General features: G+C 34.4%; 20 protein-coding genes. 13 read left to right on the forward strand and 7 right to left on the reverse strand.

Annotation, left to right across the window (positions count from 1 at the left end):
- The 3 genes from F5ESL0228_RS01625 (at position 1) to trxA (ending at position 3,108) form a co-directional block, all read left to right on the forward strand.
- A complete protein-coding gene (locus tag F5ESL0228_RS01625; RefSeq protein ID WP_122017811.1) occupies positions 1-306 on the forward strand; it encodes a DUF1292 domain-containing protein in 306 nt (101 codons plus the stop codon).
- Positions 307-356: 50 nt separating this feature from the next.
- Positions 357-2,708, forward strand: a complete 2,352-nt coding sequence (locus tag F5ESL0228_RS01630) for an endonuclease MutS2 (RefSeq protein WP_122022675.1) — start codon at positions 357-359, stop codon at positions 2,706-2,708.
- Positions 2,709-2,796: 88 nt separating this feature from the next.
- Positions 2,797-3,108, forward strand: coding sequence for a thioredoxin (gene trxA, locus F5ESL0228_RS01635; protein WP_122017812.1), 312 nt, complete (start codon positions 2,797-2,799; stop codon positions 3,106-3,108).
- A 230-nt stretch (positions 3,109-3,338) separates the two neighbouring features.
- Here the strand turns inward: trxA and mscL are convergent, their stop codons facing one another.
- Both mscL and F5ESL0228_RS01645 read right to left on the reverse strand, forming a co-directional pair.
- Positions 3,339-3,704, reverse strand: coding sequence for a large-conductance mechanosensitive channel protein MscL (mscL, locus tag F5ESL0228_RS01640; protein ID WP_122022664.1), 366 nt, complete (start codon positions 3,702-3,704; stop codon positions 3,339-3,341).
- Positions 3,705-3,774: 70 nt separating this feature from the next.
- Entirely contained in the window at positions 3,775-4,182 is a 408-nt protein-coding gene (locus F5ESL0228_RS01645; RefSeq protein ID WP_122017814.1) for a YslB family protein, read from the reverse strand.
- Positions 4,183-4,261: 79 nt separating this feature from the next.
- Between F5ESL0228_RS01645 and murI the strand changes: the two genes are divergently transcribed.
- Together murI and F5ESL0228_RS01655 are read left to right on the forward strand one after the other, a co-directional pair.
- Entirely contained in the window at positions 4,262-5,056 is a 795-nt protein-coding gene (gene murI / locus F5ESL0228_RS01650; protein ID WP_122022665.1) for a glutamate racemase, read from the forward strand.
- A gap of 17 nt (positions 5,057-5,073) precedes the next feature.
- Positions 5,074-5,694 carry an XTP/dITP diphosphatase gene (locus F5ESL0228_RS01655; RefSeq protein ID WP_122017816.1) on the forward strand — a complete coding sequence of 207 codons (621 nt, stop codon included), beginning with the start codon at positions 5,074-5,076 and terminating at the stop codon, positions 5,692-5,694.
- A gap of 33 nt (positions 5,695-5,727) precedes the next feature.
- On the opposite strand, the gene F5ESL0228_RS01660 is transcribed toward F5ESL0228_RS01655, so the two are convergent.
- Positions 5,728-6,543, reverse strand: coding sequence for a mechanosensitive ion channel family protein (locus F5ESL0228_RS01660; RefSeq protein ID WP_122022666.1), 816 nt, complete (start codon positions 6,541-6,543; stop codon positions 5,728-5,730).
- A gap of 114 nt (positions 6,544-6,657) precedes the next feature.
- Between F5ESL0228_RS01660 and F5ESL0228_RS01665 the strand changes: the two genes are divergently transcribed.
- Together F5ESL0228_RS01665 and F5ESL0228_RS01670 are read left to right on the forward strand one after the other, a co-directional pair.
- Positions 6,658-7,083: a DUF948 domain-containing protein gene (locus tag F5ESL0228_RS01665; protein WP_122017818.1), complete on the forward strand. Its 426-nt coding sequence runs from the start codon at positions 6,658-6,660 to the stop codon at positions 7,081-7,083.
- A gap of 17 nt (positions 7,084-7,100) precedes the next feature.
- Entirely contained in the window at positions 7,101-7,484 is a 384-nt protein-coding gene (locus F5ESL0228_RS01670; RefSeq protein ID WP_122017819.1) for a YtxH domain-containing protein, read from the forward strand.
- 82 nt (positions 7,485-7,566) lie between these two features.
- Here the strand turns inward: F5ESL0228_RS01670 and F5ESL0228_RS01675 are convergent, their stop codons facing one another.
- A complete protein-coding gene (locus tag F5ESL0228_RS01675) occupies positions 7,567-8,673 on the reverse strand; it encodes a Xaa-Pro peptidase family protein (protein ID WP_122022667.1) in 1,107 nt (368 codons plus the stop codon).
- 151 nt (positions 8,674-8,824) lie between these two features.
- Between F5ESL0228_RS01675 and F5ESL0228_RS01680 the strand changes: the two genes are divergently transcribed.
- The gene (locus tag F5ESL0228_RS01680; RefSeq protein ID WP_122017821.1) at positions 8,825-9,826 is read left to right on the forward strand and encodes a substrate-binding domain-containing protein; all 1,002 of its coding nucleotides are present in this window, start codon (positions 8,825-8,827) and stop codon (positions 9,824-9,826) included.
- A gap of 51 nt (positions 9,827-9,877) precedes the next feature.
- Here F5ESL0228_RS01680 and F5ESL0228_RS01685 read toward each other — a convergent pair whose 3' ends face one another.
- Positions 9,878-11,248 (reverse strand): glycerophosphodiester phosphodiesterase, encoded by a 1,371-nt coding sequence (locus F5ESL0228_RS01685; RefSeq protein ID WP_122022668.1) that lies wholly within the window; start codon positions 11,246-11,248, stop codon positions 9,878-9,880.
- A gap of 85 nt (positions 11,249-11,333) precedes the next feature.
- Here F5ESL0228_RS01685 and F5ESL0228_RS01690 point away from each other — a divergent pair, with 85 nt between their 5' ends.
- Genes F5ESL0228_RS01690 through F5ESL0228_RS01710 form a run of 5 tightly spaced genes read left to right on the forward strand, consistent with a single transcriptional unit; the run spans position 11,334 to position 14,998 of the window.
- The gene (locus F5ESL0228_RS01690) at positions 11,334-11,666 is read left to right on the forward strand and encodes a hypothetical protein (RefSeq protein ID WP_122017823.1); all 333 of its coding nucleotides are present in this window, start codon (positions 11,334-11,336) and stop codon (positions 11,664-11,666) included.
- A gap of 11 nt (positions 11,667-11,677) precedes the next feature.
- Entirely contained in the window at positions 11,678-13,063 is a 1,386-nt protein-coding gene (locus tag F5ESL0228_RS01695; protein ID WP_122022669.1) for a bifunctional UDP-sugar hydrolase/5'-nucleotidase, read from the forward strand.
- Positions 13,053-13,616: a YutD family protein gene (locus tag F5ESL0228_RS01700; protein ID WP_122022670.1), complete on the forward strand. Its 564-nt coding sequence runs from the start codon at positions 13,053-13,055 to the stop codon at positions 13,614-13,616. Before F5ESL0228_RS01695 ends, F5ESL0228_RS01700 begins: the two co-directional genes overlap by 11 nt.
- Positions 13,617-14,393 carry a TIGR01457 family HAD-type hydrolase gene (locus F5ESL0228_RS01705; RefSeq protein ID WP_122022671.1) on the forward strand — a complete coding sequence of 259 codons (777 nt, stop codon included), beginning with the start codon at positions 13,617-13,619 and terminating at the stop codon, positions 14,391-14,393. It abuts the gene before it with no gap.
- On the forward strand, positions 14,390-14,998 hold the full coding sequence (locus F5ESL0228_RS01710; protein ID WP_122022672.1) for a TIGR01906 family membrane protein: 609 nt from the start codon (positions 14,390-14,392) through the stop codon (positions 14,996-14,998). Before F5ESL0228_RS01705 ends, F5ESL0228_RS01710 begins: the two co-directional genes overlap by 4 nt.
- Before the next feature lie 12 nt (positions 14,999-15,010).
- Here the strand turns inward: F5ESL0228_RS01710 and F5ESL0228_RS01715 are convergent, their stop codons facing one another.
- Together F5ESL0228_RS01715 and F5ESL0228_RS01720 are read right to left on the reverse strand one after the other, a co-directional pair.
- Entirely contained in the window at positions 15,011-15,661 is a 651-nt protein-coding gene (locus F5ESL0228_RS01715; protein WP_122022673.1) for a VTT domain-containing protein, read from the reverse strand.
- Positions 15,662-15,673: 12 nt separating this feature from the next.
- On the reverse strand, positions 15,674-16,612 hold the full coding sequence (locus F5ESL0228_RS01720) for an NAD(P)/FAD-dependent oxidoreductase (RefSeq protein ID WP_369916833.1): 939 nt from the start codon (positions 16,610-16,612) through the stop codon (positions 15,674-15,676).
- Positions 16,613-16,920: the final 308 nt, after the last annotated feature.

Raw genomic sequence — 16,920 nt, forward strand, 5'->3', positions numbered from 1 at the left:
ATGACACAAGAAGTTCACGGTGAAGACCGTCAAATCACCTTAATAGATGATCAAGGTAATGAAGAATTATACGAGGTTTTATTCACATTTCATTCAGATGATTATGATAAATCATATATTTTACTATATCCAGCTGCTACCAATAAAGATGAAGAAATTGAAGTGTTGGCTTTTAGCTATGACGCTGATTCAGAAGGCGATGTAACTAGTAGCGATTTGCATGAAATTGAAGAAGACGAAGAGTGGAATATGGTTCAGGGAGTGCTTAATACGTTCTTGGATGATGACCGCTTAAGTGGTGAGTAAAAAAAGACTGGCTTAGCCAGCCTTTTTTAGTAATAGAGAATTTGTTAATGATGAATAATAAAATATTAGAAACTTTAGAATTTGCCAAGATTACTGATAAATTGCAGCAAATGGCAATTACAATGCCGGCTAAGAAAAAAGCTGCTACATTAACTCCAAGTAGCGATTTTAAGAAAGTTGAATTTGCTTTGCAACAAACTTTTACTGGTGTAAACCTGCTTAGAGTCAAGGGTCAATTACCACTTGTGGATTTTATGGATGTCGTGCCAAGTACAAAGAGGCTTAAAATCAATGCTAATTTGAATGCGACCGAATTAGGCAATATTTTGTTGGTGTTGACTCTTGCAAATGAGGTTAATCATTTTTTAGACCAAAGTGAATTGTCACAAATAGATTTAACAGCAATTACCGATATTTTGTCTAACCTTAAGGTTCCTGCTAATTTGTTATATGAATTAAAAAAATCACTTGATTTTGATGGGACAATATTGGATACTGCATCGAGTGACTTAATGCGATTGCGTCGTGAGCTTAAAAAGAATGATGAAGAAATTAAGATTCGGATGGATGATTATGTTAAAGGTGGTGCTAATAAGTATCTCTCAGATCAGATTGTGACTATTAGGGATGAACGCTATGTTATTCCGGTGAAACAGGAGTATCGTAATAAATTTGGTGGTGTTGTTCATGATCAAAGTTCTAGTGGCCAAACTTTGTTTATTGAACCAAGCGCAGTGTTAAATTTAAATAATCGTCAGCAAAACCTTCTTGCACAGGAACGCCGTGAAATTCAACGTGTTTTACATCAATTATCGGATATTGCACGCAATGATGTGAAGCAGATCGATCAAATTGCTTTAGCTCTCGTTGAACTTGATTTTATTCAAGCCAAGGCCATGTTAGCCTCTTCATTAAATGCAAGTGAACCTAAATTAACTAAAGATCAATCTTTGTCTTTCTTGAAAGCAAGGCACCCTTTAATTACGCCAGACAAAGTTGTTGCTAATGATATTTATCTTGGTCAAGACTTTGATACTATGTTAATTACGGGACCGAATACTGGTGGTAAGACTATTACTTTGAAGACAGTGGGGCTATTGCAATTAATGGCACAATCGGGTCTATTTATTCCAGCAGCTGAAGGAAGTAAAGCAGGGGTATTTAAAGACATTTGTGCTGATATTGGCGATGAACAGTCGATAGAGCAGTCACTTAGTACTTTTTCATCACACATCAATAGTATTATTAAGATAATGAAAAAGGTTGATGATCACACCTTGGTTTTAATTGATGAAATTGGTGCGGGAACAGATCCTGAAGAAGGTGCTAGTTTGGCAATTAGTATCTTGGATTTTTTACGTAAAAAAAATGCTAAGATAATTGTGACTACACATTATCCAGAGTTAAAGCTTTACGGTTATAATCGACACAAAACAACTAATGCATCAATGGAATTTGACTTGAAAACTTTGTCACCAACTTACCGTTTGCAAATTGGTATTCCCGGTCATAGCAATGCATTTGCGATTGCACGTAGGTTAGGTATGCGTGAGGATGTAGTCAAGGATGCACAGGAAATGATGTCTGATAGCAATGTTGATGTTAATCAAATGATTACGGAACTGACTAAGCAAACTAAGGCAGCTACTCAGGCTCGTAGTCACTTGCAATCAAGCCTTGATCGAAGCCGAAACCTTGAACTAGAGTTACAACAGGCACTTGATTGGTACAACCAGCGAGTACAGAAGCAATTGGAATTTGCACAGGAGCGGGCAAATGAAATTATAACCAAAAGTCGTAAAAAAGCTGACCAAATAATTACACAGTTAAAGCAACAAGGAAGTATTAAGCAAAATGAGTTAATCGCTGCTAAAGGTAAATTAAATCAGTTAGAGCAACAAAATGAAAAATTGGTCCATAACCGTGTATTACGACGAGAGAAAAAAAGACATCATGTGCAGGTTGGTGATAGGGTAAAAGTTTTATCTTATAATCAGTTGGGTACAATTACTAAAAAACTTGGTGAGCATCAATATGAAGTGCAGTTAGGTATCATTAAAGTTAAAGTTAGTGACCGAGACATCCAAAAAGCAGGTACTGAAACTAAGTCAAAGAAAGTTATACTCACTCATGCTGTTAGCTCTAACCGTCGTAGTAATGCTAGGAGTGAACTGGATTTACGAGGGCAACGATATGATGAAGCCTTGAATAATCTTGATCGTTATATTGACTCCGTTTTGTTAGCTGGACTTGATGTTGTAACAATTATTCATGGTATTGGTACAGGAGCGATCAGAAAGGGGGTATGGCAATATTTACATGCAAGTAAACATGTCAAAAGTTATAATTATGCTCCAGCTAACGAGGGTGGGAATGGTGCTACAATTGTTCATTTGAAATAAACCCCCTTGCTTGTAAAAAGTAAGTTAAATTGCTATACTTAATCTATTAATAAGAAAACTCCTTATTTATATGAAAGAGGAATTATTTATGGTTGATGAATTAACAGATCAAAACTTTGAAACTGAAACTAAAAATGGCGTAGTGCTAACTGATTTTTGGGCTACCTGGTGTGGTCCATGTAAAATGCAATCACCGATTATCGATGAGTTAGCACAGGAACGCCAAGATGTAAGATTTACCAAGATGGATGTTGATCAAAATAAAGAGACACCTAGTTCATTAGGAATAATGGCAATTCCAACTTTAATTATTAAAAAAGATGGTAAAGTTGTTGATCGTCTTACTGGTTATACTCCTAAAGCCAAACTTGATCAAATTCTGAGTCAATATACTGACTAATTAAAAAAATGGGGCTAACCTCCTCACGTTTTAACCAAAACAGAACGCAAATCGCTTTTAGATGATTTGCGTTCTGTTTGTTCATTCATAGTTGTCATCAATAAAAAGGGAATTTATTTTTTGGCAGGTTTGCGTGATGGTTGGAGCTTAAGTAAAAGTTCTGTGAAAAAGACGTTGAGTAAGAAAACTCGACGTCTTTTTTGTCTAGTAAACAGTATTACATAGACTTTTTACTTATTTTTTTCTTTTAGTAAATCACAAATTTGTTTCAAGTAATCTTCAGTTGTAGGACCAGCAGATTGCTTAGCTGGGTGGGTAACTTTGTTAACGGCTTTAACAAGTAGGAAAACAATAAATGCAATAATCAAAAAGTTAATTACTGTGTTAATAAATTCCCCATATTTAAACGATGCATTACCAACTTTAAACATCAAATTAGATAAGTCAATTCGGCCGATAAATAAGCCGATTAGCGGGTTGATCAGATTTTTTACTAATGAATTAACAATATTAGTAAAAGCCCCACCGATAATAACACCAACAGCTAAATCGATAACATTGCCACGTTCGATGAATTGTTTAAATTCTTTTAGCATCTTAATTCCTCTCCTCTACATTAATAACATTACAAAAATGGTAAAAAGCTCAATTAATATACTCAATAAATTAATTGAGTTTAGCAATTAAACGAACTTTTTTCTTTTTATTATCAATTTGTAACTCACATTCAGCTGTGCGTCCAGTTTCTTTTTGTATTCCTTCGGCAATAATGCCTGACTCTAAAGAAAATTCATGGCTACCACTATTTAATCGATCAGTTACACTCTGACCACTTAATTCTAGTATAATTTCTGTACGTCGTTCCTTAACTTTAGTTAAGGTACCAAATTCAGTTGTGGCAAAAAAACTATTGATATCGTCAAAACAAGTTAAATCGTATTTACGTGCTATTCTTTTGCCACCCCAGTAAAGAATTTCTTCATTATCCTCGCCTAGAATTTCTGGTAATAAAAAGTCACGATATAGCTGATTGACAAAATATACATGTTCACTATGTTGATTATTACTTTGCATTAAGAAGTCATCCCTTTTATTTTCTTCTATTTTACCGTAAAATTGATAAAAGTAGAAAATATTTAAGGAGATTTATAATATGGATAAGAGACCAATCGGTCTTTTAGACTCTGGTGTTGGTGGGTTAACAGTAGTTAAAAAGTTTATTCAAAAAATGCCGAACGAGTCAACTATTTTTATCGGCGATAATGCGCATATTCCGTACGGTAACAAGTCCAAAGATGAAATTATTGCGTTAACTTGGCAAAGTGTAAAATTTTTGTTGCGGCAGAATGTTAAGATAATTGTTTTTGCTTGTAATACTGCAACAGCAGTGGCAATGAGGACAATTCAAAAGCAGATTGGTGTACAAATTGTTGGAGTTATTCAATCAGGAGCTAAATCGGCAATAAAAGCAACTAGAAATAATAATGTTGCGGTCATAGCAACACAGATGACGACAGCAATGCATGCGTATCAAGAAGCAATCATTAGTCAATGTCATGATATCCGAGTAAATGAATTTGCAGCACCGAAGTTGGTTCCACTTATTGAAAAAAAAGCAGGACACAATGCATATCTTAAAGCCATTAAAGAAACATTTGTGTCACTTAATGGGTTAGATATTGATACTCTTGTTTTAGGATGCACACATTACCCGATTATTCAAGCAGAATTTAACCAGTGTATTCGACCTGGAATTCGGTTAATTGATCCAGCTGACCAAGTTGCCCAAGATACTTATGATATTTTACAACATGAGCATTTGCTAAATGAAACTTCTCTTATTGGCAGACATGAGTATTACACTACTGGCGATGTTAATTTAGTGAATGAATTAGGAAAACTTGTGCTCAATGAACCTGAATTTCATGCACAGCGCTGCATTTATTAGAAAGTGGGTAATAATCAGTGAAAGTATTATTTGCGACAACTAATCAAGGAAAGGCAATAGAACTAAAAAAGGCTTTTGAAAACGCCAATATTAATATAAAGATAATCACCAATGCGGATCTAATTAATCCGCCATTTGTGGATGAATATGGGACAACTTTTGAGCAAAACGCCAAATTAAAAGCGCATGCTCTTGCAAATTTTAGTCACTTGATAACAATTGCTGATGATTCTGGATTAATGGTTGATGAATTAGATGGGGGTCCAGGAGTGCACTCTGCTCGTTATGCTGGTGAGGAGCACAATGATCATAAAAATAATGCAAAGTTATTAGCTGAATTAGGTGGGGTACCTTTGTCAAAAAGAACTGCTAAATTTAATACCACGATTGTGGTTTCAATGCCGAATGCTTTTGAACAAGACTTAGTGGTTTCTGGGCAATGTTCAGGACGTATTTTAACTATGCCACGAGGTAAAGATGGATTTGGCTATGATCCATTATTTTATGTTGATGAAATGGATAAAACTTTTGCAGAAATGTCAGTAGATGAAAAGAATAGTTTATCACATAGAGGTAAGGCACTTCAAAAATTGCTTAAACTTTTTCCAAGTTGGTTAGCTCAGTTTAATACTAAATAAAAAGGTGGTTAGTCTGATTAGACTACCACCTTTTTAGCTAGCAAGAGTAATTTCGTTTTCTTGTAATACTTTTAAATATGTCGCTAAATATTGGTCATGTACTTCTTTTTCTTTTCCAGGTATAACTTGAAAGTGAATAACATAGTTTACTGTTTGAGCGACTTGAGCAGTAATTCCAATGATTTGAGGCTTTTGAACCAATACTTTTTTAATTAGCCCAGCATTATGGTTTACCTGTTCAATTAGTTGTCGAACCTTAGTAAAGTCATTGGTTACTTTTAGTTGAAGTTCAATGTCAAGACCAAACCCACCATGGGCTAAATTCTGTACGATTGAGATATTACGATTGGGAATATAAATAATTGATCCGTCAGCGGCTTTGAGTCGAGTAGTTCTTAGACCAAGTTGAATTACAATACCAGTTTGGTTATTAATTTGGACAATATCACCGACATCAAACTGGTCTTCACTCAAAATAAAAAAGCCGTTGACCAAATCACTCACAAAGCCCTGTGCTCCCATACCTAATGCTAAGGAAAAAATTCCCGCACTAGCTAATAAAGTTCCGATTGGAATTCCAAGAATTGATAAAACAGCAAATAAATAAAAGAATAAAACAGTGTATTCGAAAATACTGTTAATTAAAGCTGTTACCGTCATCGATCTTTTAGTTTGTGGACGTTTGCTGTGTTTTAAATAATGACCGATTATTTTTTTTCCAAGGCGGTAAATAATATAAAAAACTAGAGTCGAAACTGCTAGTTGCCACATCATAGTGAGGACTTGTTCTCCTAATCTGTCCCAATTAAAAGTTAAAGCTCGTTTATTAATTTGGAATATTTTGTTCATGATTCTTGCCCTTTCTTACACTCTATGTTTTACTATATCAAAATATCACATATGGTTTGAGATTAAAGTGTTTTCATGCTAGACTTTTTTTAGGTACAGAATTGGAGGTAGAAGATGACAATTTCTTATGGTGCATTAGCAGGACTAATTGCTGCCGTTGCATTATTAATTTTAGTACTTTTTATGATACCGGTACTTATCAGAATTGCAAAGGCGACCAAAGAAGCAGATAAAACAATCCAGGTTACTAATGAGTCAATTCAGCAAGTTACTAAGGAGATTGAAGGGTTACTTGATCAAACTAGTGATTTGTTAGATAAGACGAATGTTCTTCTGGCAGATGTTAATGTGAAGATGAAGACTATGGATCCAGTAGCACAGGCAGCTGCAGATGTGAGTGAAAGTGTTTCAGATGTTAATGCATCCACACGCAGACTAGCAAAGAGAATTAGTGGTTTTCATTTGAAACGTAACGGTGTTATGTCTTCTGCTTTAACATCAATGTATGCACGGCGTAGACGTCGTAAGGGCGCAGATTAATAAAAGGAGATACTTTTATGAAAAAAATTACAAGTTTTATATTGGGGACAGTTATTGGTGGTGCAGCAGGCTTTTTGGCTGGTTCACTACTTGTTACCGATAATCAAATTGATGAATTAAAACAAAAAGTTAAGAATAATGAAACAGTTCAGGATTTGAAGAAAAAGTACGATAACGGTACAGAAATAGTTAAGAATCAGCTATCATCATTTCCAAAGGATGTTGATGATGATTCAGAGATAAAAGATTTTGATGATATTGTAATTGACAATTCATCAGATGATAGTTCAATTGAAAATCATTTTGCAGATTCTGTTGATGATTTGCAAAATGCCGAAAATCCTTCTGATTTCAATAACCAGAATGAGTTAAATCATCCGGAAGATAAGGTTATTGGTTAAATAAAATTATCTATTAAAAAATGCATTAATGGAAATCATATTTTCCATTAATGCATTTTTATATTTTGTTACGAACTTTAGCTTAATCTTTTAAATCAAGGATACGTAATTCTTTACTGGTATGGGTAAAAGGTTCATAACCATTTTTGGTAACTACACCGCAATCTTCAATTCTGACGCCAGCTATATTTGGAATATAAATGCCGGGTTCAATTGAAAAGCACATACCTTCCTCAATGATTAAATCATTGCCTTGTACGATTGATGGATATTCATGAACTTCTTTGCCAATACCATGACCGAGACGATGAATAAAGTATTTACCATAACCAGCTTTAGTGATAATATCGCGAGCAACGCTATCAAGTTCAGAAGCAGTTATCCCTGGTCTAACAGCCTCAATTGCTGCTTGTTGAGCTTCTCTATCGATTTCATAGATTTCTTTTTGTTTGGCGGTTGGCTCACCGTAAGCAACTGTTCTACTAGAGTCGGATGCATAACCATTATGCATAGTTCCCAAATCAAATAGAACTAATTCGTGGGGGTTGACTTTATCCATTGTTGGTCCTAAATGTGGGTTGGCAGCGTTGGTACCCGTTTGTACGATTGTTTCAAAACTTTCATGCATTACCCCTTTTTGAATTTTTAATTGATACTCAATTTGTCCAGCAATGTAGCGTTCACTTACGCCAGTTCTAATTGCATCAAAACCAATCTGAAATGCAAAATCAGCCTCACGGCCAGCTGCTTGTAATTGCTTGATTTCTTCTGGAGTTTTATACAAACGAATTTTGGCAATAAAATTTGAGATATCACCATCAAAATTAGCATCGGGGAATTGTTCATGGATAAGCTGATAATGAGCTACAGACAAATTATTTTTTTCTAACGCCCATTTTTGGTATGCTGAAGTACGGCTTTTTATTTTATCAGCAATAACTGCCCAAGGATTTTCAGAATCGAGATAGCCATAAACATCACCATTCCAAGCGGAATTTTTCGCTTCTTCGATGTTTAGAGCGGGAACAAAAACAAATGGTTCCTGATCTTTGAATGCTAATAAGCAGAAAATCCGTTCATGAGGTTCCATTTCATAACCGGTAAAGTAAGCAATTGTGGTTGGATTGGAAATATAAGCCACATCGTTACCAGAACTTTGTAGCCATTCTTGTAATTTGGTTAAATTCATTTTTAATCCTTTCAAATTAATCGATTAATTAGGAAAATTATATCATGTTCTTGACCTGAAAAAATGAAAGAATAGCTGGAAACGCTTGCAATTAGATAAAAAGCATGCTAAATTTGATACTAGTATTTAAGATTAAGATAGGGGAATGAGGATGCGTAAACAAGATATTACAATTTATGATGTTGCTCGTGAAGCTAAGGTGTCAATGGCCACAGTTTCACGGGTTGTTAATGGTAATACTAACGTGCGCAAAGATACGCGCGATCGAGTAATGGAAGTAATTAAGCGGCTGCATTATCAACCTAATGCCGTGGCTCAAGGATTAGCTTCCAAACGAACCACAACTGTTGGCTTAATTGTACCGGATTTAACCAATCTATATTTTGCTGAATTGTCAAAAGGAATTGATGATATTGCTCTTTTATATAAGTACAATATTATTATCACAAGTATTGAAAATCGTTTAATGAAAGAAGATCAAGCGATTCAGAGCTTATTGAATAAGCAAGTTGATGGTGTAATTTATATGTCAGACAATCTTCCAGATGAAGCAGTTGAAGCTTTTAAACGAACAGCTACACCGGTAGTCTTGGCTGGAACTAAGGACAAACATGATGAATTTCCATCCGTAACCATTGATTATAAAAAAGCCGACACGGAAGCTTTAAATTTGTTGTATAACGATGGGAAAAGAAATTTAGCCCTTGTTTTGGATAATTCCAGCACAGTTGTTAATACTGATAATCGTATTGTTGCTTATAATAAATTTATGACAGAGCATAATCTAGGTAAGGGACATATTTATAATAATATTAAAGATTATTCAGATGGTTATAACCTGTTTTCACAATTAATGCGTGATAATATTAATGGGGTTATTGTTACAAATGATATTACGGCTGTTGGAATTTTAAATTCAGCAATTGATGCGGGAATGAATGTTCCTAAGGATTTGGAAATCATTACGACTAGTGCAACTCAAGTTGCATCGGTAGTGCGGCCAGCTTTAACAGCAATTCGTCAACCTTTGTATGATATTGGTGCAGTTGCGATGAGATTACTAACAAAGATGATGAACAATGAAGAAATTAGTGATAAACAAATAGAATTACCATACGAATTGCTCAAAAAGCAAAGTACAACAAATGAATAATTTTAGTTTTGAACCAATAAAAAGCGATTTACAGTATTAGTAAATCGCTTTTTATATTGCTATGTGATTAATTATATTTAGTTGTTGCTTAATTGAAAGGACTGCTGGTGGTTCAACTGGTTGATAAGCAGTTAGTGCAAGATTGTTGTAGCGATTCATTCGTGGTAATTGGCGATATTGTTGCCAAGAAGTGTCGTCGAAGAATCCGTAAAAGAGAATATCTTTAGCTCTAATCCAACCAGATGAAATCCGTAGCCACATGCTTTTAGGACTGCCATTAAAGTTCTGGATTTTATAGAGTCGATTTGCAGGAAGTTTTTGAGATGTCTTTGCTTGATTTTCTGGGTAACGGTAAATCATTACGGATGATTTAGGTTTTGCTAAAATTTGTTTATTCTGATAAGGAGCCACATCCTGTGGTTTTAAATCGAGGTTAACAAATTCAGCAGAAATAAATGTTTGATTTGCAATTTGATAGTAGAGCTGATTGTGAACGCGAACACCGTACATCACATTAACATTTTGTCCGGGATATACATACTTATGCTGTTTATGTCGAACATAAGGATTCATCATGGTTGCTGTTCTTACTTTACCAAAATAGATTCCTTTACGATGAATATCATATTTTCGAGATCCTTCTTTAGCAAGTTTATACTTAAAGCCAGTACTTGGAAAATTAGTAACCACACCATCAATATTTTTATTTATAAGCCAATGCCACAAGCTGGGAGATTCATCCATTTCAGTCCAAACAAAGACCTGCTTATTTAATAAATGCAGCCAATGTATCAGCCAGGGGTGGTTTAGAATTAAATCAGAAGAAACGTTAACAGCATTAACTTGTGGTAAATTACTAAAATTCATTCTTTTAAGACTGCCAACAATTAGAATTAGATATGAATCAGGCAAAATTTCACGAAAATGAAAAAGGCTTGCTGCTGAAAATGAGTGAATCATTATTCGTTTTTCCATGTGATATTTTTTGACAGTAGCAGCAATTTCATCTTCAAGCATATAAGATGAATCAAGTGAATGATCAATTTTGGTTTCCAAAATAAACTTAGCTTGCGGTCTATGTTGATAATGTGCAAATAACTCAGCCAGACTTAATACATGTTCGCAATTATCATAAGTTAATTGACTAAGTGCGTGCCAAGTATTTTGTGATACAATGGCAGGAGTATGGGTAACTCGGAATAAGTCATCGTCATGCGATACCACAGCTACACCATCTGAGGATAAATGAAGGTCGAGTTCAACGTAATCAGCGCCTGAGTTAAAGGCGGAATCGTCACTTTGAATAGTTTCTTCAGGATATTTGCTAGGGTCGCCTCGATGACCGACAACGGTGAAACCGCTAGTTGTTAAAAAGATTATGCTAAAAAAGAGAGCTGCAATCAGCAGGCTTTTATGTTTCATGTGTACACCTCTATTAAATATTACAATAGCATGGTTACACATTTTTTGCTATATATCACTGTTTAAGTTTATGTAGGGATAGTTAATGAATCAACAATATGAAGAATTAGATTTAATTGAAGAAATCACTCGTAATGATGGTAGTAAATATTTTGAAATTTCCAATATTGATCAAAACGGAATTGCTGAGTTGGCCGTTGATCGAGGATTAATCAAAAATGTTAGAATTTTGCAATTAAATATACCACGCACAAAAGCCTTGATCACTTACGAAGAATATATTAATAAAAATTACAAATTAGAAACTTTAACTAATGAAGCTGATTGGAAGAATCCCAACTGGGTAGAATGGGAAAAACCAGAGGGAAAAATTTTAGATACATATAATCTGATTTTAAGATCAAATAAAATAGGATAGAGAACATAAAAATGGAAAAAATTCGTATTTTACATACAAATGATTTGCATTCGCATTTTGAGCATTTTCCTCAAATTGGACGCTATCTGCATGCGGCTCAACAAGATCGATCGGTTGATCAAGTGTTGACATTTGATGCCGGTGATTTTTTAGACCGTTCTAATCCATTAACGGATGCTACCTTGGGACAAGCAAATATTAAATTCATGAATTCGTTTAAGTATGATGCTGTTACAATTGGTAATAACGAAGGGATTTCCAATTCACATGAAGTTGTTGAACATTTATTTGACCATGCTCAATTTCCAGTGCTACTTGCAAATTTACGTGAGGAAGACGAAAGTATGCCACATTGGGCACATGATTATAAGATTATGCGGACAAAAAAAGGAACACGAATTGCACTAATAGGACTAACCGCTGCTTATCCGCTTTCTTATAAACCGAATCACTGGCATGTAAAAATGCTGCGAGAAACAATGGATCGAGTTTTGCCTAAAATTACTGGGAAATATGATATTTTAATTCTTTTAACACATGTTGGTTTGAATATGGACCGTTTTTTAGCTAAAAATTATTCTCAAATTGATCTGATTATTGGTGGACATAGCCATGATTTGCTAAAGCATGGTGAGAAGGTTAATGGAGTTTGGATTACACAAACTGGTAAATGGGGAAATTTTGTTGGTAATACGTACGTTGAAATTGATGATCAGCACCATATCCAAATGATTACACCATCTGTTGAGTCAACTAATCTAATGGAAACTAAACCATGTGATAAAGAATTGGTGCATGAATATTTTGAACACGGTCGAAAAATCTTGTCGCGTGAACCAGTTGCAAAATTACCGTACAAATACGAAGAAAATAATGATGCTGCTATTCGTGTTTCGATGGATGCAATTGCAAACTTTGCGGGCACAAATTTAGCGATGCTTAGCTCAGGATTATTCTTAACACCATTTAAGTCAGGTGTGATAACTAAGTATGATTTACAAAAATCACTTCCACATTCAATGCATGTAGTGCGAACGAGGCTAAAGGGCTGTGATTTATGGCGCTTAGTGATGGAAATTGAAAAGAACCGTCATTATTTAGATCGTTTTCATCTTCAAGGAATGAGCTTTCGAGGAGAAGTATTTGGTCAAATGCATTATCGTGGCATTAAATTTGATCCAATCAATCGTACAGTTTATGTAAATAACCAAGAAATTGATCCAGTTAAGAAATATGAGCTTGCTGTTTTAGATCATTATGTTTTGGTTCCCTTTTTCCCTACACTTGCAATTGTTGGAGAAAACGAATTTTTGTTCCCACAATTTTTGCGTGAAGTTGTGGGTAACTATTTGGCACAAAAATATCCTTTAGCTGGGAGCAGAACTTATGACAGATAAAGTTAATAATGATAATAAATTTACCAAACAACAACCGTTGAGACATTCACTGGCTTCAGTGACCTTAAATGGTGACCATTTAAAAATTAATAAACAGCTCTACCAAATTCTTGTAAATAAACAAGAAGCTATCAATTTAGACGTTTTGCGTAAAAAATATGATCCCTACTTAGATCAGTATGATTTTTTAGTCGGGGATGTTTCTAGTGATCATTTACGGCTTAGGGGTTTTTATAAAGACAACGTTCAAACTGCTATTGATCGCAAGCAACGTGCAATAGCAGATTATTTAATGGAATTTTGTAATCCCGGGGGACCGTATTTTGTTTTACAATTATTGACCCCTGTTCATCATTATAAAACTGGTAGTCGAAAAAATTGGGGAAGCACTAAAAAGCATAGACAGAGTGCACGTCTTCGAAAGGATAATAATTTGTCCTACCGTCATCATCAACCAATGGTTCATTTTAAAAAACGCGAAACTGGGAAAATGTCAAAAGAAGTTGGAATTCACCATTCTTTTATTATAAAAAAAAGAAAGAGTAGTAACTAAGTGAAGAATTACCGTTTATTTTTAGTTGATCTTGATGGAACCATTTATCGCGGAAATTATACAATTGCAGCAGGAGTCCGTTTTATTAAGCGACTTGATCAAGCAAAAAAAGATTATATTTTCTTAACCAATAACACTACACGAACACCGCAGATGGTAGTTAAAAAATTGGCTCAACACGGTATAAAAACAGATACAACTCATATTTATACTCCTAATATGGCAACAATTGACTTACTTTTAGATCAAGAAAAAGACCGAATTGGTAAAATTGGTGTTTATTTGATTGGGCAAGTTGGACTTTGGAATGAGTTTTGGCAACATTCACAATTTGAATTAAATGAAGAAAATCCAAATTATGTAATTGTGGGAATGGATACTGATTTGACTTATCATAAGGTTCAAGTTGCAACTAATGCTATTAGAAACGGTGCAATCTTTATTAGTACAAATGGGGATTTGAATTTGCCTAGTGATCAAGGACTAATGCCTGGAAATGGTGCACAATGTGCAATGATAGCGGCTGCAAGTGGAAAAAAACCACTTATAATTGGGAAGCCATCCAAAATTATTATAGATAAATTACTAGTGAAAATGCATTGTCTTAAGGAAAATGCATTATTAGTTGGTGATAATTATGAAACTGATATTAAGGCAGGCTTTAATAGTCATGTTGATCAATTGTTAGTTACTTCTGGAATTACACAAAGAAAAGATATTGTTGATCAAAAACAGCCGACATTTGTCGTTAACAACTTGGATGAGTTTAAATTATGAAAATCAAAAGTAGTTTATTGACGTTTTTTTATCATTTTATTTTTGCAATTACCAGTAGTGTAGTTGGAGCGTTATTTGCAAGTTGGCCTTTACTAGTTGTTTTTGTAATTGTTCAAAAGACCAACCGAACTGTCAATTTGTCATTGGGTCAAGTTATGGCAAATTATAATCAATTGCTGAAGTATTTGGTTTGTCCATTTGATAAGAAGCTAGTAATGACTAATTTTCGAACTTCACCAATGGCTGCTCAACATTTTGCAGAAGTTAAAAGGTTGTTTATTTTAGCAATTGTGGCTTTTTTATGTTGTTTAACGATTCACTTTTTTGTTAAACACAAAAACAGTAAGGCACTTAAATTAAATAAAGTTTCAGCACTTTTATTATTGGTTTTACCAATAGTCGTATTGCCATTTGCATTAGCAAATTTTGATCAATTTTTTGTAACTTTTCACCACCTGTTTTTTGCTGGAAGTAATACTTGGTTGTTTGATCCGGAAACTGATCCCATTATTAATGTGCTTACAGAAGGTTTTTTTGCAGCCTGTTTTGCAGTTTGGGGAATAATTTATGAACTGTATTTTGCTAATCAGTTGTTACAACGTTAAAAAAGGAGCTCCTTAATGAAGCTCCTTTTTTTGATTGAATTGTTTTTTTAAAGCAATCATTGCAATAGGTAAAACCGAAATCAGAATGATTGCAATAAGCAATAGAGAAAAGTGCTCCTTAACTAGGGGAATATTACCGAAAATAGCGCCAATGATTGTGAACAATCCACTCCAAACAATTCCACCAACTATATTATATAGTGAAAACTTGCCATAATGCATCTTGCTACCACCAGAGATAAAGGGCACAAAAGTTCTGATGAATGGGATAAATCGACCAATGACAATCGTAATTGGTCCATGGCGATTAAAAAATTGTTCTGCAGCTAAACGATTTTTTTGGTTGATTAATCGGTTAAACCAAGAATGCTTAGAACCGGCATTAACTGAATATGCACCAATTTCGTAATTGCAGGCATCACCTAGAATTGCCGCCAATAAAACGGCTAAATAAATTAACCAAATGTTAAGGTTGTATTTTTGATTGATGGCCATGGAACTTGCTGCAAAGATTAGTGAATCTCCTGGTAAAAATGGGAAGATTACTAAGCCAGTTTCGACAAAAATAATGCTGAAAATAATCAAGTAAGTCCAGTTACCAAATTGATTAACTATTTCTATTAAATGATGATCAATGTGAAGAATAAAATTGATTATGGGCATAAGGCTACCTTCCTATAAACTTGTTGAATGAACTGTTAAGGTTTTTTCAGGAAAGAGGAACCGCATGATGGAAGTAACTGCGATTTGAGCTTCTCCAAAGCCGAGCGCAATTACAGGAACGCGACCAGGATAGGTCACAGCATCACCAATGGCGTAAATACCGGGGACGTTAGTGGTCATTTCGCGTGAAACTTTAATTTGACCATTAACTAAGTTAATTCCCCAGTTGCTGACAAAATTGTTATTACTACGGAATCCATAAGCAACAATAATTTGATCAAACTGATGACTAATAATTTCTTTATTACTTATTTGCTTTAGCTCCACTTCAAGTTGATTATTCCTGATTGCAATAGAATTAGGAAGATATGGCGTTATAATTTCAACATTTTTTAAACTTTTTAACTGTTGAACGTTTTTTTCCAATCCGCGAAATTCGTTACGCCGATGAATTATTTTTACGTGAGTATTATTTTGGCTTGCTAGTTCAAGTGCCCAATCAAGAGCAGAATCACCACCTCCAAAAATGCCAATGGTTTGATTAGTAAATAGATGTGGCTCTTTAATAAAATAATGAACCTTTTTTTCAACTGCTTCACTCATTTTTAGTGGGAACTTTCTTGGTGAAAACGCACCATTACCTGTTGCAATAACGACACTTCGCGTTTCAAATTCATTGTCAATAATAAAAATATTCTCGTGCTTTTGAATTGCTCTTACCTTATGATCTAACACAAAATCACTGTTTTTCTTAGCAGTTAAATGCAGTTGCTGAATAAGAGCGGCACCAGTAATTTGATTAAAGACAGGTATATCGAATATTTTTTTAAAAGGATACAGCATTTGAGGCTGTCCACCAACTTTCTTTAATGAGTCGAAAGTTACAGTTTTTAAGCCATGTAAATTTGCAAAACTAGTACAAAAAAGCCCAACAGGTCCAGCACCAATAATTGCTAAATCAAATTTTTTTATTTTAAAAACCTCCTATAAACGTTGATATAACAACTTTATCATGAAATGCTTTGCAAGTCACTTCAATAAATTTCAAAAAAAGCTTGCAAAAGAAGAAAAAGGTTGCTAATATAAATAACTGTCGTCGGGCGAAAGTCAAAGAGACAGAAGCGAAGAGGACAAAAACATTTGAAAGAAAAGCTTGACAAAGGAAAGCTGATTTAGTAAGATGATAAACGTTGCTGCTTGAAAGAGCAGAGAGCGGACAGAAAAAAGTTCTTGACAAAGAGAACAAGATCTGATAAATT

Origin of the sequence: Lactobacillus sp. ESL0228, assembly GCF_003692825.1 — a bacterium.
GTDB lineage: Bacteria > Bacillota > Bacilli > Lactobacillales > Lactobacillaceae > Lactobacillus.

Excerpts from the sequence above, each read along its gene's own strand:
- F5ESL0228_RS01645 (WP_122017814.1), bottom strand. The coding sequence starts at position 4,182 with ATGCAAAGTAATAATCAACATAGTGAACATGTATATTTTGTCAATCAG.
- F5ESL0228_RS01695 (WP_122022669.1), top strand. The coding sequence starts at position 11,678 with ATGGAAAAAATTCGTATTTTACATACAAATGATTTGCATTCGCATTTT.
- murI (WP_122022665.1), top strand. The coding sequence starts at position 4,262 with ATGGATAAGAGACCAATCGGTCTTTTAGACTCTGGTGTTGGTGGGTTA.
- mscL (WP_122022664.1), bottom strand. The coding sequence starts at position 3,704 with ATGCTAAAAGAATTTAAACAATTCATCGAACGTGGCAATGTTATCGAT.
- F5ESL0228_RS01630 (WP_122022675.1), top strand. The coding sequence starts at position 357 with ATGAATAATAAAATATTAGAAACTTTAGAATTTGCCAAGATTACTGAT.
- F5ESL0228_RS01680 (WP_122017821.1), top strand. The coding sequence starts at position 8,825 with ATGCGTAAACAAGATATTACAATTTATGATGTTGCTCGTGAAGCTAAG.
- F5ESL0228_RS01675 (WP_122022667.1), bottom strand. The coding sequence starts at position 8,673 with ATGAATTTAACCAAATTACAAGAATGGCTACAAAGTTCTGGTAACGAT.
- F5ESL0228_RS01685 (WP_122022668.1), bottom strand. The coding sequence starts at position 11,248 with ATGAAACATAAAAGCCTGCTGATTGCAGCTCTCTTTTTTAGCATAATC.
- F5ESL0228_RS01715 (WP_122022673.1), bottom strand. The coding sequence starts at position 15,661 with ATGCCCATAATCAATTTTATTCTTCACATTGATCATCATTTAATAGAA.
- F5ESL0228_RS01625 (WP_122017811.1), top strand. The coding sequence starts at position 1 with ATGACACAAGAAGTTCACGGTGAAGACCGTCAAATCACCTTAATAGAT.
- F5ESL0228_RS01665 (WP_122017818.1), top strand. The coding sequence starts at position 6,658 with ATGACAATTTCTTATGGTGCATTAGCAGGACTAATTGCTGCCGTTGCA.
- F5ESL0228_RS01700 (WP_122022670.1), top strand. The coding sequence starts at position 13,053 with ATGACAGATAAAGTTAATAATGATAATAAATTTACCAAACAACAACCG.
- F5ESL0228_RS01710 (WP_122022672.1), top strand. The coding sequence starts at position 14,390 with ATGAAAATCAAAAGTAGTTTATTGACGTTTTTTTATCATTTTATTTTT.
- F5ESL0228_RS01670 (WP_122017819.1), top strand. The coding sequence starts at position 7,101 with ATGAAAAAAATTACAAGTTTTATATTGGGGACAGTTATTGGTGGTGCA.
- F5ESL0228_RS01690 (WP_122017823.1), top strand. The coding sequence starts at position 11,334 with ATGAATCAACAATATGAAGAATTAGATTTAATTGAAGAAATCACTCGT.
- trxA (WP_122017812.1), top strand. The coding sequence starts at position 2,797 with ATGGTTGATGAATTAACAGATCAAAACTTTGAAACTGAAACTAAAAAT.
- F5ESL0228_RS01660 (WP_122022666.1), bottom strand. The coding sequence starts at position 6,543 with ATGAACAAAATATTCCAAATTAATAAACGAGCTTTAACTTTTAATTGG.